General features: G+C 42.1%; 18 protein-coding genes. 7 read left to right on the top strand and 11 right to left on the bottom strand.

Features of this window, described 5'->3' with window-relative positions:
* Positions 1-42 precede the first annotated feature (42 nt).
* Positions 43-411, top strand: a complete 369-nt coding sequence (locus VPNCDNU1_RS23900; RefSeq protein ID WP_104402755.1) for a VOC family protein — start codon at positions 43-45, stop codon at positions 409-411.
* A 143-nt stretch (positions 412-554) separates the two neighbouring features.
* Here the strand turns inward: VPNCDNU1_RS23900 and VPNCDNU1_RS23905 are convergent, their stop codons facing one another.
* Positions 555-1,106: a hypothetical protein gene (locus VPNCDNU1_RS23905; protein ID WP_104402681.1), complete on the bottom strand. Its 552-nt coding sequence runs from the start codon at positions 1,104-1,106 to the stop codon at positions 555-557.
* 551 nt (positions 1,107-1,657) lie between these two features.
* On the opposite strand from VPNCDNU1_RS23905, the gene VPNCDNU1_RS23910 reads away from it, so the two are divergent.
* The 5 genes from VPNCDNU1_RS23910 (at position 1,658) to VPNCDNU1_RS23930 (ending at position 8,506) form a co-directional block, all read left to right on the top strand.
* A complete protein-coding gene (locus VPNCDNU1_RS23910; RefSeq protein WP_104402682.1) occupies positions 1,658-3,511 on the top strand; it encodes a 5'-nucleotidase C-terminal domain-containing protein in 1,854 nt (617 codons plus the stop codon).
* A gap of 435 nt (positions 3,512-3,946) precedes the next feature.
* Positions 3,947-4,207, top strand: a complete 261-nt coding sequence (locus VPNCDNU1_RS23915) for a DUF5062 family protein (protein WP_101115454.1) — start codon at positions 3,947-3,949, stop codon at positions 4,205-4,207.
* A gap of 383 nt (positions 4,208-4,590) precedes the next feature.
* Positions 4,591-6,759, top strand: a complete 2,169-nt coding sequence (locus VPNCDNU1_RS23920) for a D-arabinono-1,4-lactone oxidase (RefSeq protein ID WP_145959485.1) — start codon at positions 4,591-4,593, stop codon at positions 6,757-6,759.
* 371 nt (positions 6,760-7,130) lie between these two features.
* On the top strand, positions 7,131-7,556 hold the full coding sequence (locus VPNCDNU1_RS23925; protein WP_104402684.1) for a hypothetical protein: 426 nt from the start codon (positions 7,131-7,133) through the stop codon (positions 7,554-7,556).
* A 5-nt stretch (positions 7,557-7,561) separates the two neighbouring features.
* The gene (locus VPNCDNU1_RS23930; protein ID WP_145959486.1) at positions 7,562-8,506 is read left to right on the top strand and encodes a hypothetical protein; all 945 of its coding nucleotides are present in this window, start codon (positions 7,562-7,564) and stop codon (positions 8,504-8,506) included.
* Positions 8,507-8,968: 462 nt separating this feature from the next.
* On the opposite strand, the gene VPNCDNU1_RS23935 is transcribed toward VPNCDNU1_RS23930, so the two are convergent.
* The 10 genes from VPNCDNU1_RS23935 to VPNCDNU1_RS23980 form a co-directional block, all read right to left on the bottom strand.
* A complete protein-coding gene (locus tag VPNCDNU1_RS23935; RefSeq protein ID WP_104402686.1) occupies positions 8,969-9,652 on the bottom strand; it encodes an SLATT domain-containing protein in 684 nt (227 codons plus the stop codon).
* Positions 9,653-9,723: 71 nt separating this feature from the next.
* Positions 9,724-11,253, bottom strand: coding sequence for an RNA-directed DNA polymerase (locus VPNCDNU1_RS23940; protein ID WP_104402687.1), 1,530 nt, complete (start codon positions 11,251-11,253; stop codon positions 9,724-9,726).
* Positions 11,250-11,843, bottom strand: a complete 594-nt coding sequence (locus tag VPNCDNU1_RS23945; RefSeq protein WP_009696743.1) for an SLATT domain-containing protein — start codon at positions 11,841-11,843, stop codon at positions 11,250-11,252. The genes VPNCDNU1_RS23940 and VPNCDNU1_RS23945 overlap by 4 nt, the downstream gene beginning before the upstream one ends.
* A gap of 65 nt (positions 11,844-11,908) precedes the next feature.
* On the bottom strand, positions 11,909-13,177 hold the full coding sequence (locus VPNCDNU1_RS23950; protein ID WP_104402688.1) for an SMODS domain-containing nucleotidyltransferase: 1,269 nt from the start codon (positions 13,175-13,177) through the stop codon (positions 11,909-11,911).
* A 319-nt stretch (positions 13,178-13,496) separates the two neighbouring features.
* Positions 13,497-14,732, bottom strand: a complete 1,236-nt coding sequence (locus VPNCDNU1_RS23955) for a GIY-YIG nuclease family protein (protein WP_104402689.1) — start codon at positions 14,730-14,732, stop codon at positions 13,497-13,499.
* A 9-nt stretch (positions 14,733-14,741) separates the two neighbouring features.
* Entirely contained in the window at positions 14,742-16,100 is a 1,359-nt protein-coding gene (locus tag VPNCDNU1_RS29170) for a DUF4041 domain-containing protein (RefSeq protein WP_237324208.1), read from the bottom strand.
* Positions 16,101-16,287: 187 nt separating this feature from the next.
* Positions 16,288-16,788 carry a hypothetical protein gene (locus VPNCDNU1_RS29175; RefSeq protein ID WP_237324209.1) on the bottom strand — a complete coding sequence of 167 codons (501 nt, stop codon included), beginning with the start codon at positions 16,786-16,788 and terminating at the stop codon, positions 16,288-16,290.
* A gap of 267 nt (positions 16,789-17,055) precedes the next feature.
* The gene (gene gcvP / locus VPNCDNU1_RS23970) at positions 17,056-19,920 is read right to left on the bottom strand and encodes an aminomethyl-transferring glycine dehydrogenase (RefSeq protein ID WP_104402691.1); all 2,865 of its coding nucleotides are present in this window, start codon (positions 19,918-19,920) and stop codon (positions 17,056-17,058) included.
* A gap of 30 nt (positions 19,921-19,950) precedes the next feature.
* Positions 19,951-20,331 carry a glycine cleavage system protein GcvH gene (gcvH, locus tag VPNCDNU1_RS23975; RefSeq protein WP_104402692.1) on the bottom strand — a complete coding sequence of 127 codons (381 nt, stop codon included), beginning with the start codon at positions 20,329-20,331 and terminating at the stop codon, positions 19,951-19,953.
* A gap of 39 nt (positions 20,332-20,370) precedes the next feature.
* On the bottom strand, positions 20,371-21,669 hold the full coding sequence (locus VPNCDNU1_RS23980) for a serine hydroxymethyltransferase (protein WP_104402693.1): 1,299 nt from the start codon (positions 21,667-21,669) through the stop codon (positions 20,371-20,373).
* A gap of 493 nt (positions 21,670-22,162) precedes the next feature.
* Between VPNCDNU1_RS23980 and VPNCDNU1_RS23985 the strand changes: the two genes are divergently transcribed.
* Positions 22,163-22,786: a helix-turn-helix domain-containing protein gene (locus VPNCDNU1_RS23985; protein ID WP_101115159.1), complete on the top strand. Its 624-nt coding sequence runs from the start codon at positions 22,163-22,165 to the stop codon at positions 22,784-22,786.
* Positions 22,787-23,130: the final 344 nt, after the last annotated feature.

Below are 23,130 nucleotides of genomic sequence, written 5' to 3' on the forward strand. Positions count from 1 at the left end.
AAACACAAAAGCGAACCTGTAACGAATCAAAAGGGAGAAAGTATGAACAGTTACGTTTCAATATTTGAAATTCCAGCGACCGATATTTCACGCGCCATCGAATTTTATGAAGCTATTCTGGACGTTAAAATTGAAAAAGTAGAAATGCCAGGCATGGAAATGGGCGTACTTCCTTATGAGGAGCAGGCAGTTATTGGTGTTATCGTAAAAGGGGAAGGTTCCGTACCTTCGGCAAGTGGTGTCACTATCTACCTGAATGGTGGAGACGACCTTCAAGGTATTCTTGATAGAGTAAAGGTGAGTGGTGGAAAAGTCGTTATTCCTAAATCACCTCATGCCGACGACAGTGGATACTTTGCAATCTTCCATGATTCAGAAGGAAATAGGTTAGGGCTGCACTCCCCAAATTGAGTTTTGAAGAATGGTTAAAACAGCAAAAGGCGAACCAATCGGTTCGCTTTTAACGTTTTACTTAAGCTGAAATAGCCTTACTGATTCCCATTGAACCAAATATCTGGACGATACTTGGAGTTAGACCTAACAGGACCGAAAAATTAAAAGTTCCACTTGATGTCAATGGCGACTTTTTCAACGTTATTGTTACTTAAAATAGTATTGGCTTTTACCGCCAAATCCTCGGCATGCGCTTGTGCTAAGCCATGATCGTCTGGAAGCCAAGAAGGTTGCTCTGGAATCGGCTCAGGGTTGAATTTAAAGACCGCTTCGGTTTTGCTCTGAGCGCTTACATAACTTAGGTTGTATTGCTCAGCAAACGCAGACATGTTTTGGTCTGCTACGAAGTCTATCTTGAAGGTATCGAGCAACACGCCAGTTGTTTCATTCGCGTTGCATACCGTGTCGCCTTTGTACAAACCATCGTTTCGTCTATATAAAGGCGCTAATACTTCCCAGGTTCCACCGACGTAAAATATCGAAGTATCGATAGCTTTTTGGTACGCATCTTGGCCAATGGTAATATCTTTTGTGAACTGGCAATTCACTTCTGTTGGGAAAAAAGCAGAGCCTGGAACCTCAAAGTTCGCTTGGGCTGAAATCGCAAACAGAGACAAAGCGGCAATAGAGATTGGCGTTACAAGTTTACTCATCTCAAAAATTCCTTTTAAGTTAAAACTAAAAAATTTCATTAAAAAACAAAGCAATATTCTTAATTGATTGTTCTATCTGCAACCTATCAACCTAACATTAACGCAACAATATCGATGATCTGTATTTTATAAATGACTCGCAAAGCTTCGTAACTTATTGACGAGTCAATAAATACTTGAGTGAAGTGTGTTTGAATTGACGATCTTTTTAATTGAAGAATAATGAAGAGAGGTAATTTTGAGAGTATCGCCCTCCAGTTGACTAAGTGATCACGAGCGGTAATTCTTTCTGAGTGTATACTTTTTATGGCGAGACTTAGAAATCCTATTTCTTAGAGGCAACTCTCATTTCTAAGTGGTTTGATTAACCTCTGGTTAACATTTTAACCCGTTATTGTTGATAAATCTCACAATAATATTGTAATAAAATAATATTCTTTGACGCTATTCTCAATATTTTCGCATAAGTTCAAAAAAACATTCGTTGCAAACCTATAATTAGGGGCTGTGAAAAAGCCAGTCTTTTAATAATCAAATTGTAGGGACGACAAATGAAAACTAAACCATTGGCATTAGCCATCCTGTCGGCAGTGGTAGCTTCAGGGTGTGCAACAACCAAGCCAGATCCTTCTCCATTCGATCTGACCATCTTACACGTTAACGATCACCACTCGCATTTAGAGCCTTCACGTCAAAAGCTCAAGTTAGCAGGTCAATCGACGTATGCTCAAGTTGGTGGTTTCCCGGCACTGGTTACAGCGCTGAACGAACGTGCTGAAGCAAACGAGAACGTGCTAAAACTTCACGCAGGTGATGCTATTTCTGGAACGCTTTATTACGCGCTGTTCAAAGGTGAAGCTGATGCAGCTCTAATGAACCACGCGTGTTTCGATGCTTTCGCTCTTGGTAACCACGAATTTGATGACGGTGATGCAGGTCTTGCGCGCTTCCTCGACTGGTTAAATGCGGGCAACTGTCCTCCTGAAGTACTTGCTGCAAACGTTATTCCTAAGCAAGGCGTATCTCCACTTGCTCAAAATTCGGCTAATGATTACTTCAAGCCATACACGATCAAGCAATACGGCGACCACAAAATCGGTATTGTTGGCATTGATATCGCTAACAAAACAATGAACTCATCAAACCCTGATGAAACAACACAGTTCTTGAACGAAGTGGAAACCGCCCAGAAATACATTGATGAGTTGGTTTCAAAAGATGTCTCTAAGATCGTTCTTCTAACGCACTACCAATACTCAAACGATCTACAACTTGCAGAAGCGTTGACAGACGTCGACGTTATCATCGGTGGTGACTCACACACGTTGCTTGGTGACTTTGACGCAGTAGGTCTTAAGAGTGACGGTCCTTACCCGACACTGAGAACCAACAAAGACGGCGATCAAGTTTGTGTCGCTCAAGCTTGGCAATACAGCCAAATTTTGGGTGAACTAACTGTTTCGTTTGATGGCAACAAAGTCGCGTCTTGTTCTGGTACACCTCACCTACTAATGGGTAAAGACTTTAAGCGTAAAGACTCAAACGGTAAACGTCAGCCAGTGACGGGTGCAGAGCTTGAAGCAATCGTTGCAGACATCAACGCTCAACCAAACCTAGTTCAGGTTACGCCAGATGCGGCAACACAAAAAACGCTGTCTTCTTACTCCAAAAAATTGGATGAGTTGAAAGACAAAGAAATCGCTCAGTCAACAGAGCTTCTATGTTACGAGCGCGTTCCTGGCCAACAAAAGCACAACGGAGCAGACGGCTGTGACACTCACACTATTAAACACGGTTCTCAAGTGGCTGACTTAGTCGCACAAGCGTTCCTTGCAGAAACGAAGCGTGCAGATGTCGCTATCCAGAACGGTGGTGGTGCTCGTGCAAACATCACTCAAGGTAAGTTCACCGTTGCTGGTGCAACGAAAGTACTTCCTTTCAACAACACCATGGTTAACCTAACGATGACGGGTGCTCAGGTTAAGAAAGTCCTTAACCAAGCGGTAGACAAAGCGTACCTAGAGTTTGTAGACAACAGCGCAGACGGTTCTGACGGTGCATACCCATACTCTGCTGGTATTCGATACGACGTGGACTTCAACCGACCTGCTGGTCAGCGTGTTCACAACTTCGAGGTGAAAGCGAAGGGTGATGGCACTTGGTCTACGCTAAGTGATGACAGAGAGCTTGTAGTCGTAACGAACAACTACATCGCTGGTGGTAAAGATGGATACCTAGCCTTTGGTGAAATCTCGGCAGATAAGTCTAAGTACGAAGATACGTTGAAGCTCTACACTGAAACCTTCATCGATTATGTTCGTGGTCTAACGGCGAACGGAGAGAAAATCAAACCTGTTGCTGACGAAGATCGCAGTACTCAGACATTCACTCCAAAAGCAAAATAATTGCTAGCAAAGCCGGCCAAGTTAAATAGCTTGGTCGGCTTTAATTAGCCACCTCTTTTCAATCCAGCCTCAGTGATTTTCCCTTCATTCTTTTTGTTTTGAAGCCTACCCAAATACAATGATCCCCCGCGTTATACGAAAGCCTTAAAACCCGAAATAGACACTGCTCGAACAAGGCAGACATAGTCTTTGTGTCTTTACGTGCAACTTACTGTAATTGGTGAACTTTGTATTACTTCAGGGATAGAGCCCCTTTAACTCTTCGTGTGAAATGTGCGAGACTGACGATTCAAGATAGGAAGGTGACCAGCTATGGTCGTTTTTCACGCAGTTACTTGGGAATGTGGCGTAATTTTATCAATATGAGAACTTACTAACACGCCGCATGTGACACTTAATGTATCCTAAGCCCAAGCGAAGAAGAGGATTTTATCAATGGCAAAAAGCTCCAAGCTTCATAATGAAGATAAACTGGTTAAAAAGGCACTTGAGATTGCTGGGAAGATGGCAAAAATGCAAGGCTTTGATCTTCCTCAGTCACCACAGCCCATAAGAGTTAAAGCGATTTACCTATTCTTGGTCGATGCCAAGCAAATCACGCCACTACCAGAAAGCAAGCTCGACGGCGCAAACATCAAACACAGGCTGGCACTTTGGATTCACAGCGCATTGCCAGACAACGACCCTCTAAAATAAAATCATGATGAAGAAGTAACAAGGCGAACCAAGTGGTTCGCCTTTTTGATCTTGGCATGTGTTGTTTAGAAGTGTTCTGTTTCTGGTTTCTTATAGTCTATTTCCTTTTTTATATTGGATTATCTAGGAGGTGATTACACGTTCAGTTTTACATTTATAATCTGGACTTTAGGATATTAAGATCCTGTCTATGACTTTCTTTATCGATTAATGGATATATTGACATGAATACTATTAGACATTGATTCTAAATCTGACATTAGATAATTGAATTCAATATCTAAAAGATTGTATCAGTGTATAGCTTGATAAAAACTGTATGCGATTTATACCTTTTTAAGGTGTGTCTTGTGGGTTATTACATCTATATAGCGAGTGTTTCTATGAAGTTTTTAGACAAATTTAAAATGATCATTTTCCTGCTAGCAGCAGTTTATTTCATACCCAGTTCTTATGCTTTTACGAGCCCACCTAAAACACCAACAGAATCGGCTCAAAAGGTGCGAGTAACATTCACAGCAGATAAAAACCCTTCTTCTATCATGCCTGTACGGTTATTAGAAGGAATAGAAATTTGGCCAGCACCTGATGAATCGAATGTCACCCATTACAATGTATATTGGGGAGATGTTCTGAAAAATAAATTAGGTTTAGCACTTGCCCCAACTTTAGCAAAAATAGAGGCTAAGAAAGATGGCGCTGTATTGGTTCATGAGTTCCCTTCAGACTTTAAAATGGAAGTAGGAGCCATTTATATTTTAGTGTGTACCGCGAATCAATTTGGTGAATTTTGTGGCAAAGAAAACAATTTTGAAAAAATTACCGACCCTTTACTTAGCATTGCCTCAAAACTTAGTCACGTAAAAAAAACAGTGAAAAAGAATCAGCACCTTCCTGGTGTTTCTTTGATGGCAACCTGCTCAGATTTGATTTGTAATGGAAACGAAACCGCAGAAAGCTGCCCTTCAGACTGCGGCGAGTATGCTCAGGCTTCGTTTAACTTTATGGTGTTATGTGACGAATCATCATTACAATCTGTCTATCACCCAACCAGCGTAGAAGAAATTCAATCCATTGTGGCTCTCGCGAAACGTAATGGCATTAGAATCAAAGTCTCCAGTGGGCAAACCAAAAATAATACTGCGGGTTCTGCATCGGGAATTATTTGCACTGATGGCATAACAATGATCATGAATAAATTTGATCACTCCCAAGCTGAACTTGGTATGGCACTGGAAATGTTCGAAGGGATAGAGGTGGTTAATGTTGCTTCTGGAACCAATCTGCATGAGCTAGGTGAGTGGTTATACGAACGAGGTAAGGGGCTGGGGTACGTACACCTAGGCTGGCGTCATGCTTCAGTCGCTGGTGCGATTGGAACCTCAGCGCATGGTAGCTCTCCAATTAATCGAAATATTCTTAGTCATTCTGTTGTATCAATGGACATTGTAGGCGCAGATGGCAAGCTCAAAACATATAGCCGAGGAACAACAGGAGAAACCGATCCTGACCTTTGGAAATCTCTGTTAACCCATATGGGGTATTTCGGCATCATCACTCGCTTAAAATTAGAAGTTCAACCAGCGACCAATACTCATGTGAAAATCACATTCCACGATGAAAAAGAGCTGTTTGAAGAGAATAAAAAAGGCAGTGTGATTGCAGACATAAAAGAGTGCGATTATGGGCAATATAATTGGTTCCCAAGCCTAAAGCAGTACTTGAGAACTTGTGGTAAAACAACGGCATTAGAAGCAGAAAAAAACGCGAACAACCGCCTTATTTTCCCTTATGTTGACACATCGGCCCTTAGTATTGAGGAAACCATGCAGGCGTTCCAAATTGGTGGAGCAGAGCCTTCCATTGATACCCACCAAAGCATGGCATACTTGCGTAAAACGGGTTGGCACATCACCCCACCACTAGTAAAAACGGTTAATGGCGAACTCCGATACACCACCAATGCAGTGGGTCCAACACACCGTATTACATCCAGCAAATTGATTGATAATGTTGGTCGTGAAATGCGCCAAATGGATTGGGAAGTGGCCGTCCCAGAAGAGAATGCTCAAGCCGCGATCGAGGATATTCGTAAGTGGGCGAACGGCCTTAACAGTGCCAATCGCAGTATGCCTGTTCCTTTGATTGGTATCTTCCTTCGTTTCTCTAAAATTGAAGACGCTGCGCTTATGGCTTACACCGGTGCCGGTAATGGGTTTACTAACGGTACAACTGCGATGCACATTGAATTCCCCATTTTTGTCCCAGCAGGATTACCACCAGAAGATTTCAACCAGTATATGTCACCGTATGAAGAAGCCATGAATATGCTGGTTACGAAGTATGGTGCAAGAGCGCATTGGGGTAAAAATACTCATTCGAATAATTCGTGGATATTTGAACTTCAGCGTGACAACAAGTCTTATGGTGATTACCTAAACCGATACAGTGAAAAAATTGGTCAAGTTGATCCTAACGGTATGTTTGCCAATAAATTCGCGAAGTCCATTGGTATAAAGTACCCGAACTTCACCTACCCGAAAGACTGGTAGCCGGTCTTCACGGTCGAAATCTGGCTGAAAACTTATTAGATAAGGTTAACTTGAGCCCGTATTAGAGCTGATTGATCTTTCTGAAGCAGCAATCTGGAGACATGAACAAGAAACCATGACTTCCAACGCCAGATTTCGATTCAGAGGTAAGAGATATAACAGGGACAGGCAGGAGGGTATTATTGTCTGTCCCTTTAGATTCACGCAGATGGGAAGCACGCCTGTCCCTTCTAGTTCTCTTAGTTCTCTTGTTTCCTTTGAACTTTAATCTTATGCATTCATACAATATTGTTGCATATAAATGTGTGATAATATTTCCACCATCGAACTCATAAATTCATTCGAAAATAGTCATTAAAGGAGTATGAATTGTGCTGAATGATCTGTCATCTGAGCTAAGTAAGCTCAATAAAAGCATCACAAAAGCTAATACGTTACTATCTTATGCAACTAAGCTTCGACCTACTCATATTTCTTCAAAATCGAAGATTAACGATTTGTTTTATGACGATCTATCCCGAGAAGATACACATTCATACTTGCTTAGATCAAAGCCCGTCACTATTCAGTTAAAGGAACAGAGATTTGTTGCTAAATTAGAAATTACTTTATTTGATAGGAAGCCAATTAAGCTAAGCTATATCGATACTTTTGGAAAAAAACATGAGAAAGTATCTAGAAAATTTTACACAACAGAAGCTGAAGGCATTTATGCCATGGTCTTCAACATCAGTGCTCCTATAAAGGAAGTCGCCATCTCCACTGTAACTGGTGAAGTATCATTAAAAAAATGGTAGGCTTTTTGTTCAACGAGACAACAACGCCACAATCTAGCGCAGTAGCATTAAGTAATCACATAGAGCGTTTACACAATATTCAAAAAATAGCATGTTCACTTTATGAAGAACTTTACGAAGGAAATGATAAGGTTGAACAGAAGCTCAATGAACTCACTCGCCAAGAAAAAGCTTTTGACAAGCACCAGATCAGCATTCGAGAAGAGCTTGAAGAAATACAGCAAGAGCTAGATGATGCTACTCAAGAGCTCTCGATTACAGCCGAAAGTTTAAGCGATCGACAATCAAAACTAGCTAAAGCAGAAGCAACGCTTGATTTCACTAGAACAGAAACTGAAAGCTTAGCTTCTGCGAATGAAGCATATAAAGAAGAGCTAGAAGATAAACGTGCACTAGTACGAATTGAGAACAGCAAGCTTCAGCAGTTACAAAATGATGTTGACGTATTTAGTGAAGACCTAAAGTCATTTACCAGCGAAACAAGGAAACAGCAATGGTTTTATGGGGTGTTTTTCGTACTTCTGTTTAGCTTGCTATTTTTTATAACACAGCACGTATTTGTTAGAGCCGGTGATTTGATTGTGTCCTTCGATAAAGGAAGTATAAAAAATGTTTGGGATGTACTTATAAGTCGAATACCTTTTACCTTAACTGTGTTAGGAATCTTAACACTTATAGCTGAAGGAATGAGAAGGTGTATTAACCAAATCGTTCAAATACATGACCAAAGATTGACCTTTTTAAGACTATCAATTTTAGCTAGGGAAATAGTTGACACATCAACACACGAAACTGAGGTTAGTAAAGAAGATCTTGTTAAACTCCGAACCAAGCTCAAACTAGCTATGCTTCGCAAACATATGGAAAGAGATTTAGGGAGCAAACCAACTGATATTGAAAATGAACCAAAAAACGTAGTCTCTATTAAAAGTGATGATGAAGCTGCTTAAGATTGTTGTGGAGAGTGTCTAGAATTCTATGCTGAAATAATTGGGACAGACACTTTTAGAAAAATCTTGAAGTGTCTTCTTGCCGCTTCCAACAACAAGCTAGTAAGCTTTCATCACCACAAAACAAAAAGGCGAACCATCCGGTTCGCCTTTAAAGTTCTTACTGAAGCCATGATCACAGATAATTAAGATGGAAACTCGCTAGCTTTCTAAATCAGCCATCTGGAATACTCCTCAAAAATAACCAAGTTGCAAACTCCACCGCTCAATGGCAAATGAAGCCATCAGGTTTGGTTAACTAAGTTGAAAACTCTCTCCTCGATAGAACTCTCTCATTTAGAGTGATTGCTCAGTTCGTAAAACCCGAACCGTACTTTGCGAACTGGAGATTGTCGAGTGAATGATAATGTTGTTTTGTCTCGTACTAGTAAAAGCAAACTTAACGAACAATGCATAAATTTGTCATAGTGCGTTGTTTTGCTTACTTTCATCTATGTCACCATCACTCTGGGAGCCTTCTGCTTGACCTGATGAACAATAGTTTTCCATATATGTAGTTACTTTACTGAGATGGCTGGGTGTTGCTAAGTAGATTAGCATTGAGGATATAGCGATAACGATAGCTACTCTTAAGCTAAGTGGAAATTTGTCCCTCCATGTTAGGTCAAGTTCATTACAAAGCCATTTGCTATTGTGTTCAGAAAACAATTTGTAATGGGCAAACCAAGTTGCGAGTAAGACTGGTGATGGTTGTTTTACTTCTTTATGCAATTCTTGTGTTTGAATTAGGGACTTTCTGGCGCTTTCGACGGAAGTAAGATCGTTTTCATCAACCTCTGAGTGGATGATTTCTAACTTTTTACTCAATTGTGTGAGTTCTACCCCAGCGGTGTAATATTGTTCCTTTATAGCTTCCCTTGGCTTTAGCAATAAGCCAACAAGCCCAACAATAAGGAGTGACGCTGCTAGCGTTTTAGAGTTGAACTCGGCAAATGCTAACCCAAGTATACCAAGGGAGAGCGAGAAAAAGCTTATAAGGCTTGGTATTTTTTCGCAGAAATCAAAGGAAGAAAAGTTAAGCTTTGCTCCATAGATCACATTGTAATATTCTCTAGCTATCTGCTTTTTTATGCTTTGCTCAGTCATCAGGATTAGGTTCTTCCTTTAAAGCTAATAAAATTATTTGGTTATGTTTTGGTAAAGGCTAACTCACTTTGTTAATTGTAAGCTCTGACCCAATCCATCGTTGCCTTTTCTAGCATAGAAGACTCCTCACCCACAAGTGATTGCCAAAGTTCGACTTCTGACTTTGGGAGGATTTCTACGGCTCTCAATATAGCTCTTTTATCCCATCCACCAACTGTACTGTATTTTGCTTTCATCCCTCTAACCCAAGATACATCTTTGGAGGTTATTGCAGCAGTGGACTGTGCATTAATACTACCTTTTTCCATCAAAAACCTTTTTAAGGGTTTTACTTTTAAAGTTGCGATATTGTTTGCTATATACCATTCAAACCAGTACTTAACGACACCTGTACGAATGACTTCTGATTTCAATAGAGCAGTTAGAGCATTTTTGGATTCAGCAACAAAGTCGTCGTCTGTTATAGAGCTTAGGTATAGGCAAACATCATTGATTGCTGGTGCAAAGAATTCAAATTTTTCGAATAGGATTGGAGCTAGAACCTTAGTTTTGAATGTTCGTGCTTTTCGTAATAATGCTCTCGCCATACCAAGATCAAGAGTTTTCCTCTCTATGATTGTTTGGGCGAGCTCTAGCAATTGTTCTTCATCGGAGACCGCAATCTCAGCTTGATCTTCTACATGGATTGCGACCTCACCAACTTGCCCCGAATAGGGTTCTAGTTCGTCTAGAGAATCGAGTACTTGGTTTCGTTGTAACTCGTAGTAACTATTTAATTTCTCTACAACAAAATCTGAGGATTTTCCTATCGTTGTTTTTTCAGACGATAATGTGAGTCGATGGGTTTCGTATAAGTACAGAGTCAAAGATTCTAGTACATTTAAGAGTTCCTCTTTTGAGTCAGAGAAAATTCTAAAGTCATCGACATATCTAGTGTGTTCAATGCCTTTGTTTTGCAGAAACAAATCAATGTCAGACAAAACAGCTTCAGCCATTATAATGCTAGGTGCTGGCCCAACGGGTACGCCTTGAGATGTGTTATTGTTCAATCCAGAAAGAAAGCGATGTATGTTGTTGGCTATTGAATCTAGGCTAGGATCAGCAAACGTGATCGCATGGATGAGCTTTTGAAGATAGAGCTGGTTATAGCAATCAGTAACATCTGTTGAAAGCAGATAATCATGCTCTTCTGCTAACTTTTCAGTTTGCTCAATAAAAGTCTTGTAGCCGCCGCCTTTGAAGAAAAAACTTCCTTCACTTAGCGATATGCGGTAGGCGCAAGCTATATTTTCTTCAATCGGAACTCTTACGGATTCAATCTTTTCTGCAATCAAATGAGTTAGGGCTACATAGACAAGAGTATCTAAAGGATCTAGTTGTTGTACAACTCTAAAACCTCCTTTGGGCTTATAAGATACAGCTGTTCTTGGAGCCGTTGACTGGTAACTTGACAGTGGAGTTTCAATAAGGGCTGTCTTAATGCTGTCCCAGGAATGCCATATGGCGACAAACTCGTCAGCTTTTGGGAAAAAATCTGAGTCATAATATGACTGAATATGCGTACGAGCGAATTCTAATGATTCGTTATCAAGGTATGTCATAACGTATGTTTCTTCTTACTGATTGTTTTTCTTAATGATGTTGGCAAAAACATATCTATTTCTTCATCACTAAAAGTGAGCTCTTCGTTCTTCTTCAGTGCCTTGGATGCCTTTTCATAAGCTTTCCCTACATTAGTACTTGGGGAACCTTTATAGAGGTCGTGTAAGCTTGCTTGTAAGACGTCTCGTTTCTTCCTTATCTCATCATCTTTGATAGCGTTAGAGTGTATATCTGTTATCAGTGAAAGATAAGATTCTCGAATATTCCAGAGCGTGCTTGCAGCATCAGAGTGTTTTTGCGAAAGACCGCCAAGATCATACTTTTTAACATACGCATTTATGATTGTTAGTAGTAGTGATACCAAAGCTGAAATATAACCAATAGGGGGGCTATTTCCGAAAACAGCGACAAAGACACCTGTTGTTGTTACAGCAGATAGAATAATCTGTAATAGCTTGATTTGGTTATGTTTATTGTCCAGAATATCCGCACACTTTTCATGCGTCTTATGTGTCCAAACAACGCGACCGTAACACTCGCGAATTTGGTCAAGTAGTACAATATTTGGTTGATTGCTATGTTCTGTCACAATTATCTTCTCGATATACCTTTGATGTAAGGATGGTTCTTTAAGCGATTTGAAAGTCTATGTCTTTAACTAATTGGAACTGTGATCCGATCTCGAGCTATGACGGTGTTGTTTACAATTGCGTAACATTCAACATAGTGTTCTCCCTCAAACGTAGTAGATTCCTTACGGCTTAGAGTTCCATCATCATCTAAGATTTGCCCTCTTAAACAATTCTTCTTTATCGCCTGAGCTCCCTCATTTTTCACCTTCCATTTTAAATCGAAATCCACTGGAATATCATGGTATTCAACGCGAAAACTCAAATCATAACCTTTGTTTAGTGAAGAAGTAGAACCAAGCAGTTGTGATAATTTGTGTGTGATAGTTTCTTTTTTAACGTCACACTCGATAGTTATCTCGTACAACGGGTTGTTATTGTACATATCCTCAATAAACTGTTCTCCACTTGGGTGCGATGTAGCTTTCTGGACAGTTGACTGCCTAGGAAATGGACGACCATAAAGCTTCTTCCATTCCTTCCTTTCTTCTGATTCCGTAGTCGCACTAATGGCAGCTTCGCAGGTCTCACGTGCAAGTTTAGCCGCTCTATGAAAGGACTGTTTTACGGGGATTTTAGAGAGGCTACCAAATGCACGATAGGAATTAGGCTCCCCTTCATTTTCAAGATAGGTAAAGAAATCTAAAGACAGTTGGTCAAAACTACCAAAACTGCACATATCATAATCAGAATTGTTTTGAAGAAAACGATAGCATAGTGTGTCAATCAGGAAGCCACTCATTGAAACATCGTTCCTGTTTTTCCACGCTCGTACCATCTTAGATAGATATCGGAGGTGTCCCTTTCTAGTTTCGTTTAGCTCTTTAAATGCATTCAATTCAGCGTTAGGGTTACACTTTCGCCAAGTGCCGCCGTCGTTAGAGTCAGGGTATTTATAACGACCATCACTTTCTAGAAATACAGGGCAGACTTCAAACTCGGCATAATCTTTAAACTTTACGACTACAACTTGGCCATCACCACGGATATCCGTGTTTTTATATACTTCACGAATCGTGTTTCGAACAACTTGTAGAAGATAAGAGGGATTGTTTTTGAAACGTTGTCGCTCACTGTCAGGAAGTACGTATAACATATCCAAGTCTGATATGCCGTTGATGCCACTCTTTCGACCATATGACCCGACTTGCTTCGAGTTGGCGGTTTTAGACTCATTATCTCGAAACTCACGGTTTAGAGCGCGAGTAATGCTCCTATATCGCTTTCCAATTTGCCCTTTGTTTTTTATCTGAAGGTTACTTAGTAAAGCTTCAAAGTTTGATGAAACGGTCATATATCCCTTACTGTTTGATAGCTACCTATTGAATAGGTGAATTGATTCATATTAATGAAATAGGTTGGTTCAAGTCAAAGAGGGATGTATAGATATGTTGTGAGCATCAATATAACAAGACTGGGAACATAACCACACTAAACCTCTTTTTTCATTTTTTAATATGCTCATGTCTTTAGAACTTGTTTATAGTTGACCTCCAGAGAGCCTCTAAGTTGTGTTTGTTAACTGTCAGCGCCAACTAAACTACAAAAGAGTTTCCACTAAAAAAGCGAACCAATTGGTTCGCCTTTGCCAGTAAGTACATTGTGTCACTAAGTTATGCTGCTATCTCATTTAGCTCGTAGTTACCTTCGTAGTTTTTCATTTCTTCCAGGACTTCATCTGCGGAAACAAAGAAGAACTCTTTCCTACCATTAACAAGGTTTACTCTTTGTTCGGCAAACCTTGTGTGCAAGAATCGCTCAAATGTTGGTGCATCTTCAGTAAATGCGAATGCGTGGACATCAAATAGTTCAGGTACTGAAGCATCACCTAGCTCTTTTACGCGGTCATTTGGGTCTGCACGTCGTGTCATTCCTATCTTGACGATGCTATCGCCAAACGACAATTTATTTGATATCACATACACATACCCAGCTCTTGTTTGCTGAGCTAGAGAAACTGCTCTTTTCTCTTTTTCACGAAGCTTTTCCAGTTCTTGCTTATGCAATTCATACAAAGCCTTTTGCTCTGAACTGCTCGACTCAAGTTTACTAAGTTCTTCAGCAACCAAGCGCTCCATAACTTGTCGTTCTTTCTCTGCTTTCTCCGCAGCAGCTTTTATTCGTTTTTCCTCACGTTCAGCTTCTCTTTGAATCTGAAGCTCTTGGCGTTCTTCATCCTTGAGTTCTTGCTTGAGCTGGGCGATCTCGTAACCCAACCTTAGTTCCTTAATTTTCAGCTGCAAATATTCATTTTTTAGGTGTGTTTTAACTAAGTCTGCTGAAGAATTAATCTCCTCAAAGGTTTTTTGAGTGCGCTCTATAAGTCGGTTGATATTGTTCCAATCGACCAAGGCTGAAGCCGCTTTAAACTCGTTATCTAGGCATCGTAATCTTAATTTGATTTCTCTGTTAAACAGCTTTTTAGCCTCTGACTTTTTACCATTAACAGCGACGTTTTTGCCCATAGAGCAGATACATGCCCGTTTATCGCTAACGAGTTGTTTTATTGCCAACTTAGTCTCAGAGTATCTGCTCTCAAGACTTACTAGGTCACGTGACTGGGATAGGTTGGTGTAAGATATTGAGTCAGTCGTGCCGACACCAAGGTAGTAATGAGAGAGTTGTTTTTCACCTTCTCTCAGTAGGAACAGCTCTTTTTTATAACTCTCTTGTAGAGCTTGGTAGTTCTTTGCAATATCTGAGAGTAGTTGTTCTTTCTCAGTTACTGGGGCATAAACTTTCTCAATATCTTCATCTTGCAGTTGCAGTTCTTTCAGTGAAGAACGAGACCTTATTAATAAAATCAGTGAGAGCACAGTAAACGCAGCTAAGGCGATAGTAACGAACATAGACACTCCTTAAATTGACTGTGGTAACTGGTTAGAAGCGGAAGCTGTTTCCACTGTTTCTCGTTTGCGAGCTTCTCTGATTAGGTGGCTCTCACGATATTCTTTGGCTTCTACGTCGAAGTACCAATCGCATTCAACACCAAGTTCTTCCATTGCTGTTGCAACTTCTTGAGGAGTCACTCTGAAGAACTCTTTGCGATGATTTTCAATGTTCACCCGTGCCTTATTAAACTTGCGGTGAAGCTCTTTCTCTATTTTCGGCGCATTCTCTACAAAGGTTAAGGCATGCACATCAAATTTGAATGGTACACTGGCATCACCTAGCTCGTTGACTCGATCCATAGGCTCTAATCGGCGCGTCATTCCGATTTTCAAGACACCTTCCCCAAAGCTACCGATGTTAGAGATTACATATATATAACCAGCTTTCGTAATTTGAGCTTGAGAGGTTGCGCGTTCAAACTTACTTTCTAGCTTTTCGATCTCTTTTTGCATTTTGGCGATCTTTTCTTCCATACCTAGAGCATCGGTACCGTGAAGTTCTTTCGCGAGTTTTTGTGCTTTCACAAGATCTGATTTTTTATAGTAAATCTCGTCTTCCAGCTCGTCCGTATCACCTCCAGATTGCTTAGCCTGTTTAGCTTGCTCTCGCAGGAGTGCTTGTTGTTTCTTCTTTTCTTGTTTAATTTTCTCTTTGTGAAGCATCTCCTTATGCCAGATGGAGAGTTCTTCTACCTTTAAATTGAAGTATTCTTCTGAAATGGCGACGTTTGCTGTTTCACCGAGCTTCTCCAATTGTTGTTCTAATCTGTCTAGTTTATTTAAGGCGGTGTTGAAGCTCGAATGGCGCATTTTCTTTCGAATCATATCGAACTCAGCATTAAATGCTTTGAGAAGAAGGCGTCGGTATGAAGTGACCATCTGCGCTCCTTTTGCTTTACTACCAAACCAATCCCAGTCTGAATAGGCACTTGTAGCTCGACCCGATTCAATGACCTGATACTGATGTTCAATGCAAGTGGCAATTTTATCTTTTAGTGACTGGCTGTCATCAAACTTGTAAGCGGGTGGAAAGAGGCCGACGTTAATGTATTTCATTTGCTCTTTGTTTTTAGTTGCTTCGTCTTTAAGCCTTGAGTAGATAGGCCTTCCATACTCAATTTTTGTTTCAACGTCGCTAATTTGATTATTCAAATCTTGAACCAATTCCTCGACGGACTTTTCAGTTAGAGCTTTCTGCTTTTTATCAATATCTTCCAGAAGACTTTTATGCTTTTTCTTTGTAGAGCGAGTGGATAACAAGAAGGTAAGCGTCAGCAATGCTAGTACGATCCATACTAACTGGTAGGATTCAGCAGTTTCAGGCATTGATATTCCTTTTGTAAATGTTAAAGCGTGCAGATGCAATGATACCCATTGCATGATTATGGTTAATCATACTTTATATTATGAGAAGGATCTAAGGAACCTGTATGTGGCTCATTGTACAGGTTTAGGTCGGAAGGGAATTGTGCTTACGTTTGCATTTGGAAGCCTAGCAAAGCGTAAAAGTTGTTTATTCTCTAGGAAGTTGCACTAGCTTGGCTTTGATCATTCTTTCATCTGAGTTCAACCAGTCCCCAAGGAACACCTCAAACAAAGGGTCATCAATCAAGTCACAGGGTTTGGCGGTTACGTATTTATGACTTCCCGCTTCTGCTGAGACCAATCTCTCGTAGCCCTCTAAGTCGCCGTTATCTAGGTACTTGGAAACTAATGCTGGTGGAGCAACTGCTCGCTCCACCAATACCGATTTCTCGGAGACCATCCAAAGTAGAATATCAGTGTCGTCTCGGCCTTCTCGCATGAGACTAAGATTGTTTCTGAGGTTATCTATAAGGTTAAAATGCTCATCGAACTGAAAGGACGGGTAGTACCTCCAGCCGTTCACATTGATACAAAGGGCGTCGTGCTGCTCTTTGGGTAACTCCTCATGAGAAATTAGTTCTAGGTCGTTGAGAAGCGAGACAATAGCTCGTGATCGCTTAGTTGCGGGCCATGAAATGGGTGTATCCATCAAACATTTAAGCTTCTTCAAGAAAAGTTGATAGATGTAGATGATGTATCTGTGGAGGATATTAGTCTTGCAATCTAAACAGCTTAGCCCTAAATCGAGTCTTTCAGCCCGGTAGGTAGATACTTCACTAAGGCAGCTAAGTTGTAGGAAAGGCAGAGCAAAAATTTGGTTTAGAGACGACCTGAGTATGCGCTTTTTAACTAAATACCCGCTAAAAGTAAGGCGAACCATCCGGTTCGCCTTTAAAGTTCTTACTGAAGCTAAAAACTAGTCTTCGTAATTCTCAATGCTTGGGCAAGAGCAAATTAGGTTACGGTCGCCGTAAACGTTGTCTACGCGGTTAACCGTTGGCCAGTATTTCGATGCTTTTGCTTGCGCAGATGGGAAGCACGCCAGCTCACGTGAGTAAGGGCGGTTCCACTCGTCTTCAGACAAGTCAGCTTGAGTGTGAGGGGCATTAACCAATGGGTTGTTGTCCAGTGGCCATTCGCCGTCTTTCACTTTTGCCATTTCTTCACGGATGGCGATCATCGCGTTACAGAAACGGTCTAGCTCAGCCAAATCTTCAGATTCAGTTGGTTCAACCATCAGCGTACCCGCAACTGGGAACGACATGGTTGGCGCGTGGAAGCCGTAATCCATCAAACGTTTTGCGATGTCTTCTTCACTGATGCCGGTTTCTTCTTTCAGCGGACGAATATCAATAATACATTCGTGCGCTACGCGGCCGTTGGTGCCACGGTAAAGAACAGGGTAGTGAGAACGCAGGCGTTCCATGATGTAGTTTGCGTTTAGAATCGCCAGTTTCGTTGCTTCCGTTAAACCTTGTGTGCCCATCATCGCGATGTAAGCCCAAGAAATTGGAAGAATCGAAGCACTGCCTAAATCGGCTGCGGCTACTGCGTAATCTTCGCCTTGTACACCGTTTTCGATGTGACCCGGCAAGAAAGGCGCTAGGTGCGATTTCACACCGATAGGACCCATACCCGGACCGCCACCACCGTGTGGAATACAGAACGTTTTGTGTAGGTTCAAGTGAGAAACGTCTGAACCAATAAAGCCAGGAGAGGTTAAGCCTACCTGCGCATTCATGTTTGCGCCATCTAGGTAAACTTGGCCGCCAGCCTCGTGAACCATTTCGCACACTTCTTTCACTTGCTCTTCGTATACGCCGTGCGTAGAAGGGTAGGTGATCATAATGCTTGAAAGGTTGTCTCTGTGTTTCTCGATCTTAGCAGCTAGGTCGTCCATTGCGATGTTGCCATCGTCATCACACTTAACGATCACGACTTTCATCGACATCATTGAAGCAGTGGCTGGGTTAGTACCGTGTGCTGAGCTTGGGATCAAACAGATGTTACGGTGACCTTCACCACGGCTTGCGTGGTAGCGCTGAATCGCGATAAGACCCGCGTATTCACCTGATGCACCCGAGTTCGGTTGCAGAGAGAAGTCATCGTAGCCAGTGATTTCACATAGCTTCTGTTTTAGGTCTTGAGCAAGTGCTGTGTAACCAGCCGCTTGGTCTAGTGGTGCGAATGGGTGAATCGCGCCAAATTCTGGCCAAGTAACAGGGATCATTTCTGCGGCTGCGTTCAATTTCATTGTGCAGCTGCCTAGTGGGATCATACCGTGAGTCAGCGAGAAATCTTTGTTCTCAAGCTGCTTCAGGTAACGCATCATTTGCGTTTCGCTGTGGTGCGTATTGAATACAGGGTGAGTCAGGTACTCAGATTCGCGACGGCACGCTTCTGGAATTGCAGCAAATTCATTGCCTTCAATTTCAGCAGACAGCGTTTCCACGTTTTGCTCTGCACCGAATACGCCAAATAGCGCTTCTAGGTCTTGAGTTGTGGTGGTTTCATCAAGGCTGATACCGATTTGGCCATCAAGTTGACGCAGGTTAATGTCGGCTTGCTGTGCTTTTTCAAGCAATGCTGCCGTTTTGTCGCCTGTGTTTAGCGTGATGGTATCGAAGAAGCTGTTATGAGCTAGCTCGTAACCTGCTTTCGTTAAACCCGCCGCCAAAATAGCCGTTAGGTGATGCGTTCGGCGAGCGATGGTGCGTAAGCCTTCTGCACCGTGATACACAGCAAAGAAAGACGCCATGTTCGCAAGCAGTGCTTGAGCGGTACAGATGTTCGATGTCGCTTTCTCGCGGCGGATGTGCTGCTCACGAGTTTGCATCGCCATACGAAGCGCTTGGTTGCCTTTTGTATCGATGGAAACACCGATAACACGGCCAGGCATGGTACGTTTGTGCTTGTCACGAGTGGCCATAAATGCCGCGTGAGGACCGCCGTATCCCATTGGAACACCAAAGCGTTGTGCACTACCGATAGCCACATCAGCGCCCATTTCTCCAGCTGGTTTCAATAGGGCACAAGCGAGTAGATCCGTTGCAACCGTAACAAGCGTTTTGTTTGCTTGTGCTTTAGCGATGATATCGCTTAGGTCACGAACTTCACCCGTTGTACCCGGATATTGAATCAGAGCACCAAATACATCGTGCTCTGGCAGAGATTCTGCTGTGCCAGTGATCACTTCAAAACCAATAAACTCGGCGCGAGTTTTCACTACCGCAAGAGTTTGAGGGTGCACGTCGTCCGCGACGAAGAACACGTTGCTTTTGCTTTTACCTGCACGCTTACACAAGGTCATGGCTTCAGCGGCTGCTGTTGCTTCGTCCAGTAGGGATGCGTTGGCAATTTCCAAACCCGTCAAATCCATCACCATTTGCTGGTAATTCAGCAATGCTTCAAGACGACCCTGAGAAATCTCAGGTTGGTATGGTGTATAAGCTGTGTACCAACCAGGGTTTTCCAGCACGTTACGTAAAATCACGTTTGGCGTGAAGGTGTTGTAATAACCTTGGCCAATGAAAGTACGCTTGATTTGGTTTTGGTTAGCAAATTTTTTCATCGCCAGAAGCATGTCTGCTTCGCTCAAAGGAGCTTCATCACTCATTGGTGACTCTAGGCGAATTTGTGCAGGTACGGTTTCTTGAATCAGAGCATCCAAGCTAGATGCGTTAACCGCACCTAGCATGTGTTTTTGTTCTGATTTATTTGGGCCGTTGTGGCGCGCAATAAACTCGTTGTCCGTGCTTAGGTTGTGAAGTAACTCTGTCATAATCTCTATCTACCGCGACTCGTCGATTATTTATTCGTCTTCAAGACCGTTATGGTACTCTTCCGAATCTTTCAGGTTGTCCAGTTCTGAAGCATCTTCTAGCTTCACTTTAACGATCCAACCACCTTCGTACGATTCTTCGTTAATCAGTTCTGGGCTGTCTTCTAGCTCTTCATTGATTTCAACAATTTCACCAGTAATAGGCGCGTAAATGTCTGACGCTGCTTTTACTGATTCAACTAATGAGAAGCTTTCGCCCGCTTCAATGCTGTCGCCCGCGTCTGGCAGGTCTACGAATACGACATCGCCAAGCATCTGCTGAGCGTGCTCTGAGATACCGATAGTAACGGTGCCGTCACCATTGTCTTTAACCCATTCGTGGCTATCAGCAAACTTCAGTGTATTGTCCATTGATTTGTCTCCAAAAATTCCCAGGTGATGTTTAGTTTTTTATAGGTAAAGTGGGAAGCGACTGCAGAGGTCTTTCACTTGCTTTTTAACGCGTTGCTCGACTTCTGCGTTGCCTTCTGGGCTTTCTACTAAGCCATCCAGCACATCGCCAATCCACTCTCCAATCAGTTTAAATTCTTCATTTCCGAAACCGCGGCTTGTTCCGGCAGGCGTACCTAAGCGAATGCCTGATGTAATCATAGGCTTCTCTGAATCAAATGGTATGCCGTTTTTGTTACATGTGATGCCGGCACGTTCCAGCGCTTCTTCTGTTTGGTTTCCTTTCAATCCTTTCGGGCGAAGGTCAACCAACATCAGGTGCGTGTCGGTACCGTTGGTCACGATGTCACAGCCACGATTTTGCAATACTTCGGCTAAAACTTTTGCGTTACTTACCACAGTATCAATGTAAGTCTTGAATTCTGGACCCAATGCTTCGCCGAACGCGACGGCTTTGGCGGCGATCACATGCATTAAAGGACCGCCTTGTAATCCAGGAAATACTGCGGAGTTAATTTTTTTGATGATGTCTTCGTGATTGGTAAGAATCATGCCACCACGTGGTCCACGAAGTGTTTTGTGCGTTGTTGTCGTTACAACGTGTGCGTGAGGTAGCGGGCTAGGATGAGCGCCTGTTGCGATAAGGCCGGCAATGTGCGCCATATCGACCATCAGGATAGCGCCAACTTCGTCTGCAATCTCGCGAAATTTAGCGAAATCGATAACACGTGGGATAGCACTGCCACCCGCGATGATCATTTTAGGTTGGTGCTCTTTTGCTAGAGCGCGAACATCATCGTAGTTAATTTCTAGGGTTTCTTTGTCTACGCCATATTGAACTGCGTTAAACCATTTACCTGAAAGCGCAGGGCGAGCACCATGTGTTAGGTGACCACCGGCATCAAGAGACATCCCCATAATGGTGTCTCCAGGCTGAAGTAATGCCAGCTTAACCGCGCCATTTGCTTGCGCACCAGAGTGAGGTTGAACATTCACGTATTCACAGTCGAATAATTTCTTTGCACGTTCAATGGCAATGGCTTCAACGGTGTCTACGTGTTCACAACCACCGTAGTAACGGCGACCTGGGTAACCTTCTGCGTATTTGTTTGTTAGGCATGTGCCTTGGGCTTGCATTACCGCTTTCGATACGATGTTTTCAGAAGCGATAAGCTCAATTTGTTCGTTCTGACGTGCGCTTTCTGCTTGGATTCCAGCGAAAACGGCGTCGTCTGTGGCAGCGAGGTTAGTAGAGAAGAAGTTCTCAAGGCTGTGATTTTGGTAAGATTTGTTGTTCATGGCAGATAACCTTCCATTTGTCTGGCTAGTATGGCTCTAAATTGGCCGTGTTCTTTAATTAAGCCAGGCTTCCTTTGTTTCTCTGAAATGACTTACGTTTTGAAGCCATTCCAGCGCGAGTCTGTGAACTTCTCATTTCTGCCGTTTACTACGTAAAGGGTTTAGCAAATTCAATCTAAAACGATGTTTTAGCCAAACGTTTGCTTTTTCGGTGCGGATTGTAGGGTAAGTTGCACTCGAATGGCAGTGTTTTTTGTATGTAAATGACCTATTACGTAATACGTTAGAAATGTGCGAGAAAGTTCCCCATCTAACAAGGTCGTAACATAACGTTAGTTGAGTAGACAATCAATCAAAAATTTCCTATTGGAAACATGTTTTCCTATTTTGCTACATGGCGCACTGTTTAATTTCATCCGACTACTTTCATGTTCACGCGTCTCTGTGCACAATAAAAGAACAGCATTAGGAAGTACGAAAATAAGAGGGATGCATGTCTGAAGACATCTACGATGAGTACCCATCAGTAACGCTTGCAAAAGAGCCTCAAGACGAGAATATCGAACCGTTAAAGCTTGGGAAGCGCTTAAAAGAAATCCGAATGAAGCTTGGCTTAACTTTGGAAGATGCAAGCAAGCGTACTGGGCTTGCTCGATCCACGCTTTCTAAGATAGAAAATGAACAAATTTCGCCTACGTTCCAAGCCATGCAAAAATTGGCGAACGGTTTGCGAATAGATATGCCTCAACTCTTTGAACCACCAAGAAAAAAGGTGGCAACGGGTAGGAGAGATCTTACGCGCTCTGGAGAAGGTAAACCCCACCCAACCCCCACCTATGAACACGAGCTACTGGCCACTCAACTTTCTAATAAAAAAATGATGCCGTTTAAAAGCCGTATACGGGCAAGGAATTTTGAAGATTACAACGATTGGGTTCGCCACGACGGAGAGGAGTTTCTTCTGATCTTGGAAGGGGATGTTTTGTTCTTTTCAGAATTTTATGAGCCCGTTCCGATGACCGTTGGCGATAGCGTTTATTATGACGCCAATATGGGGCATATGTTGGTCTCGACCAGTGATGAAGATGCCCAAATTTTGTGGGTGACGGCTAAATAACGTTAAATTCCTTAAGTTTCTTATAGTGAAGGCAAACGTTTGCTTTACTTTCATAACTGCTTCATTTAATAAGATATTTCACAGTAAACACTCAAAAAAACACCCCAATGTATGATGTAACAAAGTTGTGAAATATCACAATTTTACTGATCTTATACGTCCGATCGGTTTAAAAGAGAGTCAACTTTATCTACTATTGGAAACAAATCTTAACTTTGTAGAAACATCCATGTGTATTTGCAAAGGGAAAAGACAGTATTTGATGATAAAACACCATCGACTGTCTTTGTTTTTTATAAAAGGGAAACGAACCGTTACCTTTTAAGCCAGTTTTAAACGTCGAC

It is taken from the genome of Vibrio penaeicida (genome assembly GCF_002933855.1).
Lineage (GTDB): Bacteria > Pseudomonadota > Gammaproteobacteria > Enterobacterales > Vibrionaceae > Vibrio > Vibrio penaeicida_A.

Bases quoted from the DNA above. Each gene is read 5' to 3' on its own strand.
- VPNCDNU1_RS23915 (WP_101115454.1), top strand. From the start codon at position 3,947: ATGGCAAAAAGCTCCAAGCTTCATAATGAAGATAAACTGGTTAAAAAG.
- VPNCDNU1_RS23950 (WP_104402688.1), bottom strand. From the start codon at position 13,177: ATGACCGTTTCATCAAACTTTGAAGCTTTACTAAGTAACCTTCAGATA.
- gcvP (WP_104402691.1), bottom strand. From the start codon at position 19,920: ATGACAGAGTTACTTCACAACCTAAGCACGGACAACGAGTTTATTGCG.
- VPNCDNU1_RS23985 (WP_101115159.1), top strand. From the start codon at position 22,163: ATGTCTGAAGACATCTACGATGAGTACCCATCAGTAACGCTTGCAAAA.
- VPNCDNU1_RS23940 (WP_104402687.1), bottom strand. From the start codon at position 11,253: ATGACATACCTTGATAACGAATCATTAGAATTCGCTCGTACGCATATT.
- VPNCDNU1_RS23935 (WP_104402686.1), bottom strand. From the start codon at position 9,652: ATGACTGAGCAAAGCATAAAAAAGCAGATAGCTAGAGAATATTACAAT.
- VPNCDNU1_RS23905 (WP_104402681.1), bottom strand. From the start codon at position 1,106: ATGAGTAAACTTGTAACGCCAATCTCTATTGCCGCTTTGTCTCTGTTT.
- VPNCDNU1_RS23900 (WP_104402755.1), top strand. From the start codon at position 43: ATGAACAGTTACGTTTCAATATTTGAAATTCCAGCGACCGATATTTCA.
- VPNCDNU1_RS29170 (WP_237324208.1), bottom strand. From the start codon at position 16,100: ATGCCTGAAACTGCTGAATCCTACCAGTTAGTATGGATCGTACTAGCA.
- VPNCDNU1_RS23910 (WP_104402682.1), top strand. From the start codon at position 1,658: ATGAAAACTAAACCATTGGCATTAGCCATCCTGTCGGCAGTGGTAGCT.
- VPNCDNU1_RS29175 (WP_237324209.1), bottom strand. From the start codon at position 16,788: ATGGATACACCCATTTCATGGCCCGCAACTAAGCGATCACGAGCTATT.
- gcvH (WP_104402692.1), bottom strand. From the start codon at position 20,331: ATGGACAATACACTGAAGTTTGCTGATAGCCACGAATGGGTTAAAGAC.
- VPNCDNU1_RS23920 (WP_145959485.1), top strand. From the start codon at position 4,591: ATGAAGTTTTTAGACAAATTTAAAATGATCATTTTCCTGCTAGCAGCA.
- VPNCDNU1_RS23980 (WP_104402693.1), bottom strand. From the start codon at position 21,669: ATGAACAACAAATCTTACCAAAATCACAGCCTTGAGAACTTCTTCTCT.
- VPNCDNU1_RS23955 (WP_104402689.1), bottom strand. From the start codon at position 14,732: ATGTTCGTTACTATCGCCTTAGCTGCGTTTACTGTGCTCTCACTGATT.